Here is a 17002-nt window from a genome sequence, read left to right on the forward strand (position 1 = left end):
CGGACCGAGGGTGGTACGCCCAGCTTCTGGCTGGGGGTACCACCCTCGGGCGTTTTCCTCGGTCAGGCGGCGTTCCGCAGATCCTCGGCTGTCAGCAACGACAACAGGCGGATGCCCTCGGCCGCGAGAGCGTCACCACCGCCTTGCTCACGGTCGATCACACACAGGGCCTCGTGCACCTGAGCACCCAGGCCACGCAGGTCCGCGCTCGACAGCACGATCTGTCCGCCGCTGGTGACCACGTCCTCCACGACCAGCACCCGCCGCCCCGCGACCCCGGCTCCCTCGGCGAGCCGGCAGGTGCCGTACGCCTTGGCCTGCTTGCGCACGAAGGCGCAGGGCAGGCCCGTGTGCCGGCCGAGAGCGGTCACCACCGGGATACCGCCCATCTCCAGTCCCGCCAGCACCTCCGTGCCGGACGGCACCAGCGGTGCCATCCGCCGGGCGATCTCGTCCAGCAGGACAGGGTCGGCCTCGAACCGGTACTTGTCGAAGTACTCCGTGGCAGTACGACCGGACCGCAGGGTGAACCGACCGGTCAGGTGGGCGGCGGCATGAATGCGATGAGCAAGATCGGCATGTGTCACAGGCGTCCAGTCTTCCAGATCGCCCGGACACGCTCCGAACCCTCGTTCTAACCCCTCGGTGTGACCACCGACAGCGTGTCGCCCGGTTCCAGCCTGTTGTAGAGCCACATGGCGTCCTTCATGCCGAGGCCGATCCAGCTGCCGGGCCGGGGGGCGCAGGTGAGGGAGCCCGCGTAGACACTGGTCCGGCCGGTGCCGCGGAGTTCGACCACGTACGGTTCCGCCACCTTGCATGAGTTCTTGGTGATTTCGTCGACCGTGTCCCGTTTGAGGTCGAGTTTCGCGGAGACGGTCAGCAGACCGGCGGAGGCGAGGGCCGGGAAGTCCGGGGTGATGTGCATGACCCGGCCGCCGATGGTCAGGGTCTGCTTCTCGAAGTCCACCCTGCCGGTGACCGGGGTCGCGGCGGGGGAGGCGGTGAAGGTGGGGGACGGGAGGCGGGGAGCGGTGGCGGCCGGGGACTGGCGGTGGGCGGGGGTGTCGCCCGAGTGCAGTGTCAGCGCGAATGCCGCCAGGGCGAGGACCGCGGTGCCCGCGCCGAGGGTGAGGGCCGTGCGGCGACGGCGGCCCCGGCGGACGGCGCGGCGGCGGATCCCGGGGGCGGCGACGGGTGGCGTGGTCTCGTTCGCCGTCGCCAACTCGCGGAGCCGGGTGGTCAGTTCATCCGTGGTGAGGTCATCCGACACGGCCGCCCTCCTTCCGTACCGGCTCATCGGCCTCGTCCGCGCCCAGCTGCTTCGCCAGTGCCGCCCGGCCCCGGGACAGCCGGGCCTTGACGGTGCCCACGGGGGCGCCGGTCTCGGAGGCTACCTGCTCGACACTCAGGTCGCACAGATGGTGCAGGACGATCGCCAGCCGCTGCGCCTGGGGCAACTGGCGCAACGCGGCCACCAGCGCGGCGTGTTCGGGACCGGGGCCGGGGGTCGACTCGGGGGGTGTGTGCCGTCGCATCAGCTCCAGCCAGCGCCTGGCGCGCCGCCAGCGGCTGACCGCCAGCCGTACGGCGACCGTGCGGATCCAGGCCTCGGGGGCGCTGTCGGCCAGGAAGGACTTCCGCCGGTCCCAGGCGCGTACGAACGCCTCCTGCACCACGTCCTGGGCCTCGCCGTGATCGCCGGTGAAGGCATAGAGCTGCCCGGTCAGGCGGGGGAAGGCCGCCGCGTAGAAAGCGTCGAACTCGTCCTCGGTCATGCCCTCCACCGGAGTCCTGCTGAGTCTCGCTGAGTCTTTCCGCGTCTTGCGTTCGCTGTGCAACCCGCCCGCCCCGCCCGTGCGTACAGGTCCCGTGAGCCGCGTGTGCGGCGTACATCGAAACACACGTGACCCAAGGAGAAGACGATGCGGACGGGTGCCCGGATCCATGACGACTTCGCCGCCTGCGCGCGCACCTGCTGGCCCCGACTCCTCGTCACGGCGCGGTTGCTCACCGAGGACCCGGCCGAGGCGGACGACCTGGCGAGAAGGACGCTGATACGGGTCTACGCGCGCTGGCGCCGTGTTCCGCGCAACGACGTCGACTTCCACGTACGGCGTCACCTGGTGCGGAGCCGGCTGCGGCGGCCGTGGCCGCTCGTGGGGCGTGCCGCACGGCAGCGGGCCGTGCTGGTGCTGCGGTACGGGGAGGGGCTCCCCGACGCGCAGATCGGTCAGTTGCTCGGCATCTCCAAGGGCGCGGTACGGCACTTCGCCAGGCGTGGGGTGAAAGCGGCCGGGGGTGATGAACAGCGGCTGCGCGAGGCCTACGCCGCCGTGGCCGGTGAGGTGGTTCCCGGCCCGCTTCCGCTGGACGCGGTGACCGTACGGGGGCGGGCGTGGCGGCGGCGCCGGGCCGCGGTGGCCGCCGGTGCCGCCGCGGTGGTGCTGGTGGCCGGGGGCTCCCTCGCCGTCGGCCGGGTCGCCGGGAGCGGCCGCGGTGAGTCGTCCGGTACGACGTCCGTCCGGGCGGTGGGCTCCGTACGGATCGTGGCGCCCGGGGAGCGGGTGCAGGCCGCGCCCGGCGTGGAGATGTGGCTGACCGCGGACGGCAGCCACTGGTCGACGCCGGAACAGGCCGACCAGTTCCGCGGGTTGGACGCCTACCCGCGCCACGAGCCGGGGGTGTCCCTGCAGGCGGAGCCGGTGCGGGGCAGGTACTTCCTGTCCGGCCTGTACTACGGCGTCTCCGGGGACCCGGGACGTGTCGAGCTGAGCACCGGTCACGGTCAGGTCGCCGCCAAGGTGCTCACCCTGGCGGGCAGCCCCGGCTGGGGCGTCTGGTACGCGACCACGTCGCTGTCCGCGCAGGACACCAAGACGCTCATCGTCCAGGGCATGGAGAAGGCCGACGGCGGTGAGGGCGGTGAGGGCGTCCGGGTGTACGACGCCGCGGGCGCCGTCGTGGCACGGCTGCGGAGCGGGGGGTGGTGGGCATGACCTTGGAGCTCGGGGAAGAGCCCAAGGAGGCCTCCGCGCGCCCGAGTTCGCGGCGCATCCCGCTCCGCGTCCGTCTGCGCCGCAACCGGGGCCGTATCGCGCGCCGGCTGCTGGCCGCCTTCCTGGTCCTGCTCACCCTGCTGGTCGGGGCGGTCGTCGTCGCGTACAAGCTCACCGTCATTCCCGACCCGCACCCGGACACGGTCGTCCAGAGCACCGTCTTCCTCGACGAGAAGGGCGCCTACCTGGGCCGCCGCGGCCCGGTGGACCGTCAGGAGGTGTCGCTGTCGCAGGTTCCGCGGTATGTGCAGGACGCGGTGATCGCCGCCGAGAACCGTTCCTTCCGGACCGACTCCGGTGTCTCCCCGAAGGCCCTCGTCCGTGCCGTCGCGGCGGCGCTGACCGGCGGCGAACGGCAGGGCGGCTCCACCATCACCCAGCAGTACGTCAAGAACGCGCTGCTCAGCCCCGAGCAGACGCTGTCACGCAAGGCGCGCGAGGCGCTGATCGCGGTCAAGCTGGACCGCACGCGCTCCAAGGACGAGATCCTGGAGGGCTATCTCAACACGGTGTACTTCGGCCGGGGCGCCGCCGGCATCCAGTCGGCCGCGCGCAACTACTTCGACGTCGACACCAAGGACCTCACGGTCTCGCAGGGCGCGGCCCTGGCCGCCGTCATCAACCTCCCCTCCTACTACGAGAAGGCCGGCTCGGACCCGAAGGTCACGGCGACGCTCCAACGCCGCTGGGAGTGGGTGCTGGACGCGATGGCGGCGAGCGGGAACATCACGGCGAGACAGCGGGCCGAGGCCCGCTTCCCGGCGTTCCGGTTCTATCCGCCCGGGGCGACCGACGGGCAGCGGCAGTACCTGATCGACGTCGCGGCGAAGGAGGCCGCCGACCGGCTCGGCATCACCGAGGACCAGCTGGCGAAGGGCGGCTACACCGTGCGCACCACCTTCGACCTCCCCCTGCAGGACTCGACGGCGGAACTGGTCAAGGGTCAGAAGGCCGGCAAGGGAGTACGGCTGCACACCGCCGTCGTGGGCATCGAGCCCGGCGACGGTGCGGTGCGGGTGCTGTACGGGGGGTCGGACTACGCCCGGCAGCCCTTCAACGACGCCGTGAGCGGGGCGGTGGAGGCGGGTACGGCGATGACGCCGCTGGCGGGGATGCGGTTCGGCGCCCCGCTCACCGGGTTGTCGAGGACGGCCGCGCCCACACCGCTGAGGCTCACGTCGGCGTACGCGGCGGTCGCGGCCGACGGCATGTACGCCGCGCCGTACACCGTCGCCCGCATCACCCGTGACGGCCGGACCGTCTACTCCGCGCACCCCGACCGCCACCGGGTCCTGCCCGAGCAGGCGGCCCGCGCGGCGGCCGCGCCGGTCCAGGGCGGCTTGCGGGCCACCCCGGGCGCCGGGCCTCCGGCGAGCCTGTTCACGGCGGGAGCGGGCGGCGGCATCACCCGCCGCACGGTGTGGACCGTCGCCTACGACGCCCGGCTCACCCTGACCGTCGCCCTCTTCGCCGACAAGCCGGGCAGGAACCACACGACGGTGCCGGCGCAGCTGCCGACGGATCCCTCACCGACGGGGTTCACGGAACAGACGGCGACGCAGCTCTGGGGGCGCTTGAGGTGAGCAGGGTGTGAGGGGCGTCACGTAAAGGCTTGCCCTGGGGCGGAATGTGGGGCAGCGCATAGGTGATTACTTAAGAAGCTGCAACAATGCGTGCTCACATACCGACCGGTTAACCCCGCACTCACGAGGAGCCCCCACGTGACCGCCACGACGCCCGCCTCCCGCGCGGCCCAGATCCTGTCCCGCCCGATCGCGCTCAACGGTCTCACCGTTCCCAACCGGATCGTGATGGCGCCGATGACCCGCATGTTCTCCCCGGGCGGCATCCCCGGCGAGGACGTGCGCTCGTACTACTCCCGCCGGGCCGCCGCCGGGGTCGGTCTGATCGTCACCGAGGGCACCTACGTGGGGCACGAGTCGGCCGGCAACAGCGGGCGCGTGCCCCGGTTCCACGGCGAGGAGCAGCTGGCGGGCTGGGCGAAGGTCGCCGAGGACGTGCACACGGCGGGCGGCACCATCGTCCCGCAGCTGTGGCACATCGGCATGGTCCGCAAGGACGGGGAGGCCCCCTTCCCGGAGGCCCCCGCGATGGGCCCGTCCGGCCTGGTCGCGGCGGACGCCGAGCCCACCGGCAGGGCGATGACCCAGGCGGACCTGGACGACGTCGTCGCCGCGTTCGCCAAGGCCGCCGCGGATGCCGAGCGCATCGGCTTCGACGGCGTGGAGATCCACGGCGCCCACGGCTACCTCGTCGACCAGTTCCTGTGGGAGGGCACCAACCGCCGTACCGACGCCTACGGCGGCGACCCGGTGGCCCGCACCCAGTTCGCCGCGGAGATCGTCGCCGCGGTCCGTGAGGCGGTCTCGGCCGAGTTCCCGGTCATCTTCCGCTACTCGCAGTGGAAGCAGCAGGACTACACGGCCCGGCTCGCCGAGACCCCCGAGGAGCTGGAGGCGATCCTCACCCCGCTCGCCGCGGCCGGCGTCGACGTCTTCCACGCCTCCACCCGCCGCTACTGGCTGCCCGAGTTCGACGGCTCGGACCTGAACCTGGCCGGCTGGACGAAGAAGCTCACCGGCAAGCAGGTCATCACCGTCGGCTCGGTCGGCCTCGACGGTGAGTTCCTGGGCGCCTTCCAGGGCCAGGGCTCCGAGGTCAAGGGCATCGACAACCTCCTCGACCGCCTGGAGGCCGACGAGTTCGACATGGTCGCCGTCGGCCGCGCCCTGCTCCAGGACCCTCAGTGGGCGGCCAAGGTGCTCTCCGACCGCCTCGACGAGCTGAAGCCGTACGACGCCGCGTCCCTGAAGACGCTCAGCTGAACCCGCCCTGCAGAGGGCCGTTCAGCGGCTCGATGTCGACGTGCACGGGGGTGCCCCACACCCGCAGCACCTCGTAGTCGGTGAACTCGTGCACGAGCCGGTAGGCCATGGCGGGCCGGGACCCGCGCCGCTGGGCGGCGAGATACGCCTCGGCCTCCCGCCGGTCCCGCCGCGGTGTCCCGCACAGCCGCCACTCCTGCCCGTTCCAGGCCTCCGGCAGCCAGCGCTGCTGGGGCTGGGGCCGGTCACCGCGCACCCCGTACCGGGAGGGCGCGGTGGCCACGGGCTCGGCGGCGGCCGGCCGGCCCTGGAACTCCGAGCGGCGGGCCGCCCGGCGCCGGGTCTCGCAGAGCAGGCACAGATCGGGCGCGCTCTCGTCCACGGGGCCCTGGGGATGCTCCGGGCAGCGGGTGCTGGGCGCGCCGTTCCCGGCGCTCTCGTCCACGAGGTCGAGTGCCCGGCGCAGATCCGCCTTGATCTCGTGCAGCCGGGCGTCCGGGGTGTCGGCGGTCAGGGCTTCCCCGTGCTCCCCGAGGAGCCGGAGCGCCCTTCCGAGGGCGGCGAGCTGGGCGTGGTTCATGGTCGGCCTGCGCAGTCCTTGGGTTCCTCGGTGTCCAGTCCGGGGCCGACGACCAGGGCGGGGTCGGGCGGCTCCACTGGGGATCCTCAAGGGTAACGGGGGCGTCGGCCGTGAACCGGGGGAGCCGGGAGAGCCGTAGGGTGTCAGCCGTGCTGCCGAGCCGACTGATCGACGCCCTTCACCGCTTCAACGCCGCCCACCCCTGGGACCACAACGCCCACTATCACCGGTGGCTGCTGCGGCAGTTGCCCCGCCGGTTCGGCAGCGCCCTGGACGTGGGGTGCGGCAGTGGGGACCTGGTCCGGTTGCTGGCCGGGCGGGGGGAGCGGGTGCTGGGGGTCGACGCGGACCCGGAGATCCTTCGGCGGGCCCGGGAACTGACCGACCCCGCCGCTCCCGTCGGCTACACCCTCGCCTCCGCCCCGGACGGTCTCCCGCCGGGGCCGTACGACGTCGTCACCTGCGTCGCCGTGCTCCACCACCTCCCCTTCGCCGAGACCCTCACCCGGCTCCGCCGGGAGCTCGCGCCCGGTGGCACCCTGGTGGTCGTCGGCTGTGCCCGGGCCGCGAGTCCCGTCGATCATGCGCTCGGGCTGGTCGCGATACCGCTCAACCTGCTGACCGGGTGGGTGAAGAACCGCGGGCGGCCCACCACCCGCCGGCCCGTCTCGATGACCGCGCCGACCCGTGAACCCGAGCTGTCCTTCGCCGGCATCGCCCGGGAGGCGCGCCGACTGCTGCCCGGCGCCCGGCTCCGGCGGCGGCTCTTCTGGCGGTACACCCTCGTCTGGCGCGCCCCCGAGGGCCCGCCGGGCCGCTGAGGGGCCGGGCGCTCGGTCGTCAGCCGGCGATGTGGTCGAGGACGCTCTGTGCTCCGCAGGCGGGGGCGGCGGCGAGGGCCCCGGCCGCCAGCGACAGCGGCGAGACGGGACTGAACGCGGGGAACAGGGCGAGGTTCTCGACACACGCCCGCGCGTCAGCGTCGGATCCGCGGACGTCGGCGTGGGCGGGGGCCGCCAGGGCGGCGGCGGAGACCGTGAGGACGGCGGTGACCAGGAGCTTCTTCATCATGCCCGGGGAACGACCGGCCGGACGGTACGTCACGCGGGTGCGCCCACTCGGGGGTGGCGGGGGAAGCCGAAGGCATAGGTCGCCAGGAAGCCGACCAGATAGCCGGTGAGGAGGCCGCCGGCATAGATCGCCGCCGCCGTCCCCATGCCCCGGTTGCCCGTCAGCAGCGGGAACAGGGCCCAGCCGGACGGGCCGATCGCCGTCGCGCCCACCCTGGTGCCGAGCATCGCGAAGAAGCCGACGAACGCCCCGCCCGCCGCCCCGCCCGCGCAGGCGGTCAGGAAGGGGCGGCCCAACGGCAGGGACACCCCGTAGATCAACGGCTCGCCCACGCCCAGCAGGCCCGCCGGGAGGGCCGAGCGGATCGTCGTACGCAGGGGCAGATGGGAGACGTCGTGGCGCAGGCGGACGTACACGGCCAGCGCCGCGCCGACCTGGCCCGCTCCCGCCATGGCCAGCAGGGGGAGCAGGACGGTGTAGCCCTGCTGCTCGATGAGGGTGGTGTGGATGGGGATGAGGGCCTGGTGCAGGCCCAGCATGACCAGGGGGAGGAAGAGGCCCCCGAGGAGCAGTCCGGCCACCGCTCCGGCGCCGGCCAGCAGCCAGGTCGCCGCCGTGCCGATCACCGTGGCCACCACTCCGGCCGCGTACATCAGCCCGTACAGCGTCACCAGGCCCGGGACGAGGACGGTGACCGTCGGGGTGAGGAGGACGTCCAGCGCGCCCGGCACCCGGCCCCGGACCCACTTCTCCACGCGGGTCGCCAGCAGGGCCGCCGCGAGGGCGCCGAGCACCCCGCCCTGGCCGGGGGCGAGGTGGGTGCCGAAGGCCGTCACCCTCGCCACGCCCGGGTACACGACCACGGCCGCCACCGCCCCGCCCAGCACGGGCGTGCCGCCGAACTCCTTCGCCGTGTTGTGGCCGACGAACACCGCGATCAGTGCCAGGAAGGCCGAGGCGACGGAGGAGAGGGCCGGGGTCAGGGACGGCAGCCAACCGGTGTTCAGCAGCAGGCCGTTGAGGCCGGACAGGACGCCGCAGCCGATCAGGGCGGGGATCAGCGGGACGAAGACGTTCGCTACCCGGCGCAGGGCGGTCTTGAGGGGGGCGGCCTGCTCCTTCGCCCGCTCCTTCGGCTCCTTCGCCCGCTCCTTCGGCTCCTTCGGCTCTCTCGGCTCTCCCGGCCCGCTCTGCCTCCTCGGCCGGGTGCCGCCGGGCTCGGGCCGGCCGGTGGCCGCGACCCGCGCCTCCACCTCCGCCGTGACCTCGTCGACCACGCCGGGCCCGAGCACGATCTGCAGGGCCGGCCCGTCGGACACCAGCCCGAGCACACCGGGCACGGCCCGCAGCCCCTCCTCGTCCACCGCCGCCGGGTCGGCGAGGGCCAGCCGGAGGCGGGTCATGCAGTGGGTCGCGGAGGTGACGTTGGCCGGGCCGCCGACCCGGTCGAGGAGGGCGGTCGCGGTGGAGGCGGGGTCGTTGCGCACGCCCCGAGCGTGCGCGTCAGCGGGTCGCGTGCGCCAGCGCGGCACGCAGATGGCCCCCGGACTCCTCCAGAAGGCGGGCGGCCGTCGGGCCGTCGACATCGGCGAGGAGGGCGAGGATCGCGTTCTTCACCTCGCCGCCGGACTCGGTGAGGGCCCTCTCGATCTCCTCGTCGGAGGCGCCCGTGGCCAGGGAGACGATCCGGCGGGAGCGGGCGCGGAGTTTGTCGTTCGACGCGCGGACGTCGACCATCAGGTTTCCGTACGTCTTGCCGAGCCGGATCATCGTGATGGTCGACAGCATGTTCAGGACCAGCTTCTGGGCCGTGCCGGCCTTCAGGCGCGTGGAGCCGGTGATCAGCTCCGGTCCCACGACCACCTCGATGCCGTGCTCGGCGGCGGCCGCGAGCGCGCTGTGCTCGTTGCAGGCCAGGCCGATGGTCAGCGCGCCCAGGGCGCGGGCGTGTTCGACGGCGCCGATCGCGTAGGGGGTGCGGCCGGAGGCGGAGATGCCGACGACCGTGTCCTCGGGGGTGAGCCCCAGGGCGTCCAGGTCGCGGTGGGCCAGTTCCCCGGAGTCCTCGGCGCCCTCGACGGAGGTCACCATCGCCTCCGGGCCGCCCGCGATCAGGCCGACGACCCGCGCGGGGTCGGTGTTGAAGGTGGGCGGGCACTCGGAGGCGTCCAGCACGCCGAGCCGGCCGGCGGTGCCGGCACCGGCGTAGACCAGCCGCCCGCCGCGTGCCATGCGTGCGGCGACGGCGTCGACGGCGGTGGCGATCCGGGGCAGCTGCGCCGCCACGGCCCCGGGCACGCCCGCGTCCTCACCGTTCATCAGGCGGGCGATGTCGAGGGTGGACAGACGGTCGATGTCGGCGAGCTCGGGGCGGAAGGCCTCGGTGGTCAGGGAAGCCAACTGCTGACGCAGGTCGGGGGAGGTCATGGGGAGGCGGCTCTCTCAGGTCTGGGTGCCGTTGTGCGTGCTGTTGCCCACCCGGGACTGGTGACCTGGGCTCGGTCACCTGGGGCTGGTGCGATGCCGGTGCGCCAGTGCCTCGTACGACGCGGCCAGCGCGGGCGCCGCCGTCTCGTAGGTACGCTGGGCCACTCCCACGAACAGGCAGTCCACCACGAGCAGTTGACTGGTCCGCGAGGACATCGCGGCCGGTCGCAGCTCGCTCTCCCGTGAGGTGGACGTGGTCAGTACGTGGTCGGCGTACTGGGTGACCGGCGAGTCCGGCCGGCCGGTGATGGCCACGGTCGTGGCCCCGTGCTCGAAGGCGACCCGCAGCGGCTCGATGACGTCCCCCGTCGAGCCGGAGTGGGTGATGGCGATCGCCACGTCACCCGAACGGAGCTGCACCGCGTTGGTCACGGCGAGGTGCGGATCGCTGTGGGCGTGGGCTATGAGGCCTATGCGCAGGAGCTTCTGGGTGAGGTCCTGGGCGACCAGCCCGGACGCCCCGATGCCGTACACGTCGGTGCGGCGGGCGCCGGCCAGGGCGTTCACCGCGGCGCCGAGCTGGACGGTGTCGAGTCCGGCGGCCGTGTCGGCGAGGGTCTGCTGCTCCTCGTAGGCCAGCTTGGTGACGACGTCGGCGATGGGGTCGTCCACCGCGATGTCGGTCGTGATCGCGGGCGCCCGGCCCGACTGCTGCTGTGCGGCGAGTCCCGCCAGGGCCAGGCGCAGGTCCCGGTAGCCCGGGTAGCCGAGGAGGCGGGCGGTGCGGACGACCGTGGCCTCGCTGGTGCCGGTGAGCTCGGCGAGGCCGGTGACCGTGAGGGCGGCGCAGCCGGCCGGGTCGCTCGCCACGGCCTCCGCGACGCGCTGCATGGAGCGGGTCATGGACGGGGCGAGGGTGCGCACCTTGGCGGCGAGGGAACCGCCCGGACTGCCGAAAATTTCCTTCACGTCCTGGGTCACAAGTGAAAGATATTTTCGGTTCGGCGCCGGGGTCAAGAGTGCGCACAATGGGTTCCATGGAACCCGTCACTCCCCTCGAGCAGGCCCTGCATGCCGCGCGAGCCCTCGTGCTCGCCGATCTGGTCGCGGGCCAGGTCGCGGAGGCGGACGTGGTCTCGCTGGTCGAGGACTCCGTGGTGGAGCGGCGCTGGTGGGTCGAGCAGTGGCCGGAGGGCGCGTCCTATGTCGCCGGGCTGATCGCACAGGACGTGCAGGACGCGCTGCTGGACCGGTACGGCCGCTGGCCGCTGTGTCCGGTGTGCGGCACCGGCGACCCGCACGCGCTGGACGTGGAGCCCGAGCTGGGCCCCGACCCGCACTGGGTGTGCCACAAGGCGGGCGTGAAGGTCGCGGCGGTGGGCTCGCTGGGCTCGGCCACGGGCGGAATGACCTCGTCGTGACGCTGTACATCGACCCGCCCGCCTGGCCCGGACACGGCCGCATGTGGTCGCACATGGTCAGCGACGTGTCGTACGACGAACTCCACGCGTTCGCCGAGCGGCTGGGCGTCCCGAGGCGCGCCTTCGAGCGCGACCACTACGACCTTCCGTCGCACCGGTACGCGGACGCTGTGGCCGCCGGGGCGGTGGAGGTCAGCAGCCGCGAAGTGGTGCGGCTGCTGCGCGAGTCGGGGCTGCGCAGGCGCAAGGGGCTTGCTCAGCCGCGCAGTTCGTAGGCGAACTCCTCACCCTCGTCGCTGACCTGCGTGAAACCGGCCCGGGTGACCACCGCCTGCGAGGCGGAGTTGCTCCGGTCGACGGTCGCGAAGAGGGAGCTGACGTCGTCGCGGGCCAGCGCCCAGTCCGCGAGCGCGCGCAGAGCCTCGGTGGCGTACCCATGACCGCGGGCGCCCTCGACCAGGTCGTAACCGATCTCCACCCGGCCGTCCTCGTCCGGCATGCCGTGGAAGCCGATGCCGCCGATCGCGCGGCCGTCCTCGTGCCGTACGAGCGCGAAGACCCCGAACTCAGGCCGGTGCACACCGGCTTCGTACGCCTTCACCAGGAAGGACGCGGCCTCCCGGGTGCCCTCGTACGGACCGCCGTCGAGCCAGGTGAAGCCGCCGTCGCCGCCCAGGCACAGACCGCGGGCGGCGGCCGGGCGGACGCCGACCAGGGTGAGGCGCTCGGCCGGGATGACGAGGTTGTTCCGCCAGCGCCACTCGCCGACGGGGGCGCGGCCGGGCAGCTCACCGCGGCCGGTGGCCCACAGCAGGGTCGGCCAGGGGGCGGGGCCGGGCTGGACGTGCGGGAAGAGGCAGGCGAGGAGGGACTCGACGAGCTCGGCCGGCGGCTCGTAGGCGATCCCGAGCCCCTCGGCCATGTCATGGGTGTGCAGCAGCACTTCGGCGATGCCCATCGCGGCGAAGCCCTCGGCGTCGGCGCTGCGGAAGGGGTAGGGGTGGAAGCCGCGGACGCCGGGCTCGGCGGTGCGGACGGCGGCGGCGAGCAGCGCGCCGGTCGTCTCGAGGACGTGCAGCAGGCCCGCGTTGTCCGTGCCCTCGTCGAGGGTGAGCTCGAAGGGGAGATAGCCGTCCTGTGCGCGTCCGGCCAGGTTGGCGGCGTAGGCGATCAGGTCGTCGGCGACATGGACGGCGGTGGTGTGGCAGTCCCACTCCAGCCGCCCGGCCGGTACGGCCTGCCAGTCCCGGTCCACCGCCGCGCGCAGTGCCGCCGTACAGCCCGCCACGGCCTCGGTCACATCGTCCCCGTTTATCGGTCGCATGGGGCGAACCCTAGGGGGCCGCGTCCCTCAGGTCGACAGCATTTCCAGCTCGGAGGCGAGGTTGTAGCGGGCGGTGGACTCCCAGTGCTCCTGCCCGTAGGGGGTGTGGAACAGCCTCGGCAGGGCGAGGAGTTGGCGCAGAATCGCCGAACGGCCCTCCCGGAAGGCGTCGTTCGGCACGAAGTGGTACTCCTCGCGCACCTCGGCGGTGTAGACGGCGTACGCCGACGGGGGCGCGGCCAGGATCGCGAGGTCCGCGTCGCACAGCACCTGGCCGTCGCGGTCGTCGTCGGCCGGGTCGTGCGTGACGGTGAGCCGGACCAGCCGGGCGACCGCGGCGGTCGTCTCCTGAGAGACCCCGGCCTCGGGGAGCGCGCGCTCGGCCAGGCGGGCCGAGCGCTCCTCGTTCTCGGACCGCTCCGGGAGGTAGACCGCGTCGTGGAACCAGGCGGCCAGGCGCACGACGTCCGGGTCGGCGGCGTACTGCTCCAGGACGTCGATGCGGTCGAGGACGGCGGTGAGGTGGGCCACCGTGTGGTACCGGCGCTGCGGCTCCTGCCAGCGGGCGAGCAGGTTGTCGGCGTACGGCGCGGGGTCGGGGCCGCCGCCCGGGCCACGGGCTGCTTCCAGCGCGCGGACGAAACGGAGGCGCAGGGCGTCGAGGTCGGCCATGCACCCATTCTTCCGTGGCGCGCGCCGTCGGCACCCCCGGCACAGGCGTAGTCTTGGAATTGGACTAGACCTGTAGCCATCGACGGACGAATGGGGTGCCATGAGCAAGCGTGCAGTCCTGGAGGTGATCGCGCTCGACGTCCAGGACGCGGTCGCCGCCCAGGCCGGAGGCGCGGACCGCCTGGAGCTGGTCACCGACATGGCGGCCGACGGGCTCAGCCCGGCGCCCGCCACCGTCGCCGGGATCCGGGTCGCCGTCGACATCGACCTGCGCGTGATGCTCCGCCTCGCGGACGGGTTCGCGGCCGGAGACGTGGACCGTCTGGTCCGGGTGGCCGGCGACCTGCGCGAGGCCGGCGCCGACCAGTTCGTCCTCGGCTTCCTCGACCCGGCCGGCGGGGTCGACCTGGCCGCCGTCGAGCGGGTGGCCGGCGTGCTGGACGGCTGCGCGTGGACGTTCCACCGGGCGATCGACCGCGCCGCCGACCGCGACGCCGTGCGCAAGCAGCTCGCCGACCTGCCGGGCCTCGACACCTACCTCACCGCGGGGGCCGCCGACGGGGTCGACGCGGGACTGCCGACGCTGGAGGCCGAGGCGGGCCGGCGGGGAGAGCCCGGGTACGGCCAGACCCTCCTGGTCGGCGGAGGGCTCCGCCTCGACCACGTCCCACGGCTGCGGGCCGCCGGCATCGACGCCTTCCACATCGGCGGGGCGGCCCGGCCCTCCGGGTGGGAGGGGCCGGTTTCCGAGGGAGCCGTGGCCGGATGGCGGAGGGCGCTGGACGGGGAGTAGCGCCGACAGACCGCCGCCGCGTCAGCCGGCCGCCAACCCGACGAGCACGAGGAGCACCAGCACGGCGAAGGCGGTGAGCGGGAAGAGACCCACGATTCCGGTCGGGCGGCTGAACACCGGGCGGCCCGGGTCCAGCCCGGGGCCCTGGGGGGCGACCGGCGCGGGGAGCTTGCGGATCTTGGACAGGGTGAAGAGGTTGATCAGCAGCGTGATGGGCGTGATCAGCATCGACATCGGACCCCACCAGCCCTGCGCCAGGGTGTCCGACTGCATCTTTCGGAAGACGGCGAGCCCGCAGGTGTGGCAGAAGGTGCCCTTGCGCCACAGGTTGCGCATGATGATCAGCATGCCCTGGTGGCCGCGGATGGTCATCCGTGCGGCGGGTGCGGCTCCGCACACCTCGCACCCGGGACCGCCGGGCGCGGGCGCGGCGGCGGACGGGTAGGCGCCGGGGGCCTGCTGGTAGGGAGCCTGGGGCTGGCCGTAGGCGCCGGGCGCCTGCTGGGGCGCGTACGGCCCGGGTGCCTGCTGGTACGCCCCGGGCGCCGGCTGCTGGTATGCCCCGGGCACCTGTGCGTACGGCCCGGGTGCCTGCTGGTACGGGGCCGGCTGCTGCGGGTACGGCCCGGGAGCCTGCTGGTAGCCGGGGTACGGGGACGGCGGTGTGCTCAACGGAGGCCTTTCCATGGGGACATGCGGGGACGGCACGACACCCTAGCCGCGCGCCCTCAGGCCAACTGAGCCGGTACCGGTGCCGCGTGGGTCACGATCAGTCCGGACACCGCACGCGTGAGCGCCACGTACAGCCGCCGCAGCCCCGTGCGCTCGTCCGGCTCGCCGTCCACCACCGCCTGCGGCTCGTCCAGGACCACGTAGTCGTACTCCAGACCCTTGGCGAGGGACGCCGGGACCAGGGTGAGACGGGTCTCCTGGGTGGTCTCCTCGCCGGGGGCCAGGCAGGTGATCCCCGCCGCCGTCAGGGCCTCGGCCAGCGCCGGGATGCGGGCGTCGGCGGCGATCAGGCCGGTCGAGCCCTCGTTGCGCAGCAACTCCTCGCAGGCGGCGATCACTTCGGACGTCCCGGCGACCGCACGGACCTCGAAGAAGCCGGGGTTCTCACGGACGGAGGCCACCGGGGTGAGGCCGGGGGCGATGTGCGGGAGGAGCCGGGAGGCGTAGGTGATGACGTCCGTGGGGACGCGGAAACCGGCCGTCAGCTCCTCGACGACCCCCTCCCGCTTGCCGAGATGGGCCAGCGCCTCGTCCCAGCTGCGGGTCGCCCAGGGAGTCGTGCCCTGCGCCAGGTCACCCAGCACCGTCGCGCTGCCCGTGGTGCAGCGGCGGCCCACGGCCCGGTACTGCATGGGGGACAGGTCCTGGGCCTCGTCCAGGACGACATGGCCCAGCGAGTGCGTGCGCCGGATCAGATCCGCCGCCTCGTCGATCAGCACCGCGTCCGCCGCCGACCACTTGGCCGACTTCACACTGCGCACCGGTTTGGCCCACAGGATCGTCTTCTGCTCGTCCTCGTCCAGGACACCGGCGGCGTGCTCGGCGAGGAAGTCCGCGTCCGTCAGCAGGCGCAGGACGAGTTTCGCCGGGTCTACGGCCGGCCAGATCTCCTTCACGGCCGCCTTCACCGCGCTGTTGCGGGCGACCGCGTCCTGCACCCGGTCGTCCGGCGCCTCGCCCGAGCGCTCCATCTGCACCAGCACCGCGTGCGCGATCCGCTGCGGCAGGGCCTCGCGGGCGGCGCCGTAACGGATGTCCCGCGCCAGCAACTCCCGGACGATGTCCTCCAGTTCGTACGACGGCACGCGCCAGCGCCGGGAGCCGCGCACCACCACGACCGCCTCCGTCGGCAGGGTCACGTGGGAGTACAGGGCCCGGCGCAGCACCTCGGCCATCCGGGCGTCGCCCTTGATCACGGCGGCGGCCGCGTCGTCCGTGCCGCGCACCTCCACATGCGCGACCAGGTCGTCCACGGTGGCCTGCTGCACGGTCAGCTCACCCAGCGCGGGCAGGACCTGCTCGATGTAGTGCAGGAAGGACTTGTTCGGCCCGATCACCAGGGTGCCGGTGCGGGCGAGCCGCTCCCGGTGGGCGTAGAGGAGGTAGGCGACCCGGTGCAGGCCGACGGCGGTCTTTCCGGTGCCGGGGCCGCCCTGGACGCAGACCGTGCCGGACAGACCGGAGCGGACGATCTCGTCCTGCTCGGGCTGGATGGTGGCGACGATGTCCCGCATGGGGCCGACGCGCGGCCGCTCGATCTCCTGCTGGAGCAGCTTGCTGGTCGCGGCCGCCTCGGCCGGGTCGGAGAGGTGCTCGTCCTCGTACGCGGTCAGGTCGCCGCCGGTGTAGCCGAAGCGGCGGCGCAGCCCGACGTCCATCGGGTCCTTCTTGGACGCCCGGTAGAACGGCTGCGAGACCGGGGCGCGCCAGTCGATGACCATGGGGTCGCCGTCGGCGTCGTGGACGTGCCGCCGCCCGATGTAGAAGCGCTCGCCCTCGGCTCCCTCGGCCTGGTCCGCGCCGGGTGCGTGCAGATAGTCCAGCCGGCCGAAGAACAGCGGGGTGTCGCTGAGGTCGGCCAGCGCCCTGATCCGCTCGTCGATCTGGCGGGACAGCACCTCGGCGTTGACCCAGTTCGCGGTGACGTCCCGGATGTCCAGGGACTCCACGTCCTCACGCATGGCGCGCAGCGCGGCGCGGGAGGAGGCGAGGTGGGAGCGCTCTCGGGCGAGCGGGTCGTCGAGGCGGTCGTCGAGCGGTTCGTGGGCGGGCGCGGACAAGGGGGTGCCTCCGGATC

At 73.4% G+C, this 17002-nt stretch carries 19 protein-coding genes; 7 read left to right on the forward strand and 12 right to left on the reverse strand.

What is annotated here, in order from left to right; genetic code table 11:
- Nucleotides 1-62: 62 nt before the first annotated feature.
- The 3 genes from pyrE to ACWDEN_RS02745 are packed head-to-tail and all read right to left on the reverse strand — an operon-like array spanning nucleotide 63 to nucleotide 1778.
- Nucleotides 63-587: an orotate phosphoribosyltransferase gene (pyrE, locus tag ACWDEN_RS02735; RefSeq protein WP_351601549.1), complete on the reverse strand. Its 525-nt coding sequence runs from the start codon at nucleotides 585-587 to the stop codon at nucleotides 63-65.
- A 47-nt stretch (nucleotides 588-634) separates the two neighbouring features.
- Nucleotides 635-1273 (reverse strand): hypothetical protein, encoded by a 639-nt coding sequence (locus tag ACWDEN_RS02740; protein ID WP_450856850.1) that lies wholly within the window; start codon nucleotides 1271-1273, stop codon nucleotides 635-637.
- A complete protein-coding gene (locus tag ACWDEN_RS02745; protein WP_351601545.1) occupies nucleotides 1263-1778 on the reverse strand; it encodes a SigE family RNA polymerase sigma factor in 516 nt (171 codons plus the stop codon). The genes ACWDEN_RS02740 and ACWDEN_RS02745 overlap by 11 nt, the downstream gene beginning before the upstream one ends.
- Before the next feature lie 147 nt (nucleotides 1779-1925).
- Between ACWDEN_RS02745 and ACWDEN_RS02750 the strand changes: the two genes are divergently transcribed.
- The 3 genes from ACWDEN_RS02750 to ACWDEN_RS02760 all read left to right on the forward strand — a co-directional run bounded on the left by ACWDEN_RS02750 (nucleotide 1926) and on the right by ACWDEN_RS02760 (nucleotide 5905).
- The gene (locus ACWDEN_RS02750) at nucleotides 1926-2999 is read left to right on the forward strand and encodes a sigma factor-like helix-turn-helix DNA-binding protein (RefSeq protein WP_450856852.1); all 1074 of its coding nucleotides are present in this window, start codon (nucleotides 1926-1928) and stop codon (nucleotides 2997-2999) included.
- On the forward strand, nucleotides 2996-4642 hold the full coding sequence (locus ACWDEN_RS02755) for a transglycosylase domain-containing protein (protein WP_450856854.1): 1647 nt from the start codon (nucleotides 2996-2998) through the stop codon (nucleotides 4640-4642). The genes ACWDEN_RS02750 and ACWDEN_RS02755 overlap by 4 nt, the downstream gene beginning before the upstream one ends.
- 138 nt (nucleotides 4643-4780) lie before the next feature.
- Nucleotides 4781-5905 carry an NADH:flavin oxidoreductase gene (locus tag ACWDEN_RS02760; protein WP_450856856.1) on the forward strand — a complete coding sequence of 375 codons (1125 nt, stop codon included), beginning with the start codon at nucleotides 4781-4783 and terminating at the stop codon, nucleotides 5903-5905.
- On the opposite strand, the gene ACWDEN_RS02765 is transcribed toward ACWDEN_RS02760, so the two are convergent.
- On the reverse strand, nucleotides 5898-6485 hold the full coding sequence (locus ACWDEN_RS02765) for a hypothetical protein (protein WP_351601533.1): 588 nt from the start codon (nucleotides 6483-6485) through the stop codon (nucleotides 5898-5900). The two genes, ACWDEN_RS02760 and ACWDEN_RS02765, sit on opposite strands and share 8 nt — an antisense overlap.
- Before the next feature lie 152 nt (nucleotides 6486-6637).
- Here ACWDEN_RS02765 and ACWDEN_RS02770 point away from each other — a divergent pair, with 152 nt between their 5' ends.
- Nucleotides 6638-7306, forward strand: a complete 669-nt coding sequence (locus ACWDEN_RS02770) for a class I SAM-dependent methyltransferase (RefSeq protein WP_351601830.1) — start codon at nucleotides 6638-6640, stop codon at nucleotides 7304-7306.
- Between the two features lie 19 nt (nucleotides 7307-7325).
- Here the strand turns inward: ACWDEN_RS02770 and ACWDEN_RS02775 are convergent, their stop codons facing one another.
- The 4 genes from ACWDEN_RS02775 to ACWDEN_RS02790 all read right to left on the reverse strand — a co-directional run bounded on the left by ACWDEN_RS02775 (nucleotide 7326) and on the right by ACWDEN_RS02790 (nucleotide 10964).
- A complete protein-coding gene (locus ACWDEN_RS02775) occupies nucleotides 7326-7589 on the reverse strand; it encodes a hypothetical protein (RefSeq protein WP_351601530.1) in 264 nt (87 codons plus the stop codon).
- Nucleotides 7586-9043 (reverse strand): PTS transporter subunit EIIC, encoded by a 1458-nt coding sequence (locus ACWDEN_RS02780; RefSeq protein ID WP_351601527.1) that lies wholly within the window; start codon nucleotides 9041-9043, stop codon nucleotides 7586-7588. The genes ACWDEN_RS02775 and ACWDEN_RS02780 overlap by 4 nt, the downstream gene beginning before the upstream one ends.
- A gap of 16 nt (nucleotides 9044-9059) precedes the next feature.
- Entirely contained in the window at nucleotides 9060-9983 is a 924-nt protein-coding gene (gene murQ, locus ACWDEN_RS02785; RefSeq protein WP_351601524.1) for an N-acetylmuramic acid 6-phosphate etherase, read from the reverse strand.
- Nucleotides 9984-10058: 75 nt separating this feature from the next.
- Nucleotides 10059-10964, reverse strand: coding sequence for a MurR/RpiR family transcriptional regulator (locus tag ACWDEN_RS02790; RefSeq protein ID WP_351601522.1), 906 nt, complete (start codon nucleotides 10962-10964; stop codon nucleotides 10059-10061).
- Between the two features lie 56 nt (nucleotides 10965-11020).
- Between ACWDEN_RS02790 and ACWDEN_RS02795 the strand changes: the two genes are divergently transcribed.
- The gene (locus ACWDEN_RS02795) at nucleotides 11021-11404 is read left to right on the forward strand and encodes a hypothetical protein (protein ID WP_351601519.1); all 384 of its coding nucleotides are present in this window, start codon (nucleotides 11021-11023) and stop codon (nucleotides 11402-11404) included.
- A complete protein-coding gene (locus tag ACWDEN_RS02800; protein WP_351601516.1) occupies nucleotides 11401-11679 on the forward strand; it encodes a DUF4031 domain-containing protein in 279 nt (92 codons plus the stop codon). The genes ACWDEN_RS02795 and ACWDEN_RS02800 overlap by 4 nt, the downstream gene beginning before the upstream one ends.
- Here the strand turns inward: ACWDEN_RS02800 and ACWDEN_RS02805 are convergent.
- Both ACWDEN_RS02805 and ACWDEN_RS02810 read right to left on the reverse strand, forming a co-directional pair.
- Nucleotides 11661-12728 carry a GNAT family N-acetyltransferase gene (locus ACWDEN_RS02805; protein ID WP_351601513.1) on the reverse strand — a complete coding sequence of 356 codons (1068 nt, stop codon included), beginning with the start codon at nucleotides 12726-12728 and terminating at the stop codon, nucleotides 11661-11663. The genes ACWDEN_RS02800 and ACWDEN_RS02805 overlap by 19 nt on opposite strands.
- A gap of 27 nt (nucleotides 12729-12755) precedes the next feature.
- Entirely contained in the window at nucleotides 12756-13400 is a 645-nt protein-coding gene (locus tag ACWDEN_RS02810) for an HD domain-containing protein (RefSeq protein ID WP_351601510.1), read from the reverse strand.
- 100 nt (nucleotides 13401-13500) lie between these two features.
- Between ACWDEN_RS02810 and ACWDEN_RS02815 the strand changes: the two genes are divergently transcribed.
- Nucleotides 13501-14193, forward strand: a complete 693-nt coding sequence (locus tag ACWDEN_RS02815; protein ID WP_351601508.1) for a copper homeostasis protein CutC — start codon at nucleotides 13501-13503, stop codon at nucleotides 14191-14193.
- A 21-nt stretch (nucleotides 14194-14214) separates the two neighbouring features.
- Here the strand turns inward: ACWDEN_RS02815 and ACWDEN_RS02820 are convergent, their stop codons facing one another.
- Entirely contained in the window at nucleotides 14215-14865 is a 651-nt protein-coding gene (locus tag ACWDEN_RS02820; RefSeq protein WP_351601506.1) for a hypothetical protein, read from the reverse strand.
- A gap of 56 nt (nucleotides 14866-14921) precedes the next feature.
- Nucleotides 14922-16985: a HelD family protein gene (locus ACWDEN_RS02825; RefSeq protein ID WP_450856862.1), complete on the reverse strand. Its 2064-nt coding sequence runs from the start codon at nucleotides 16983-16985 to the stop codon at nucleotides 14922-14924.
- Nucleotides 16986-17002: the final 17 nt, after the last annotated feature.

Source organism: Streptomyces sp. NPDC001153 (assembly GCF_053598315.1).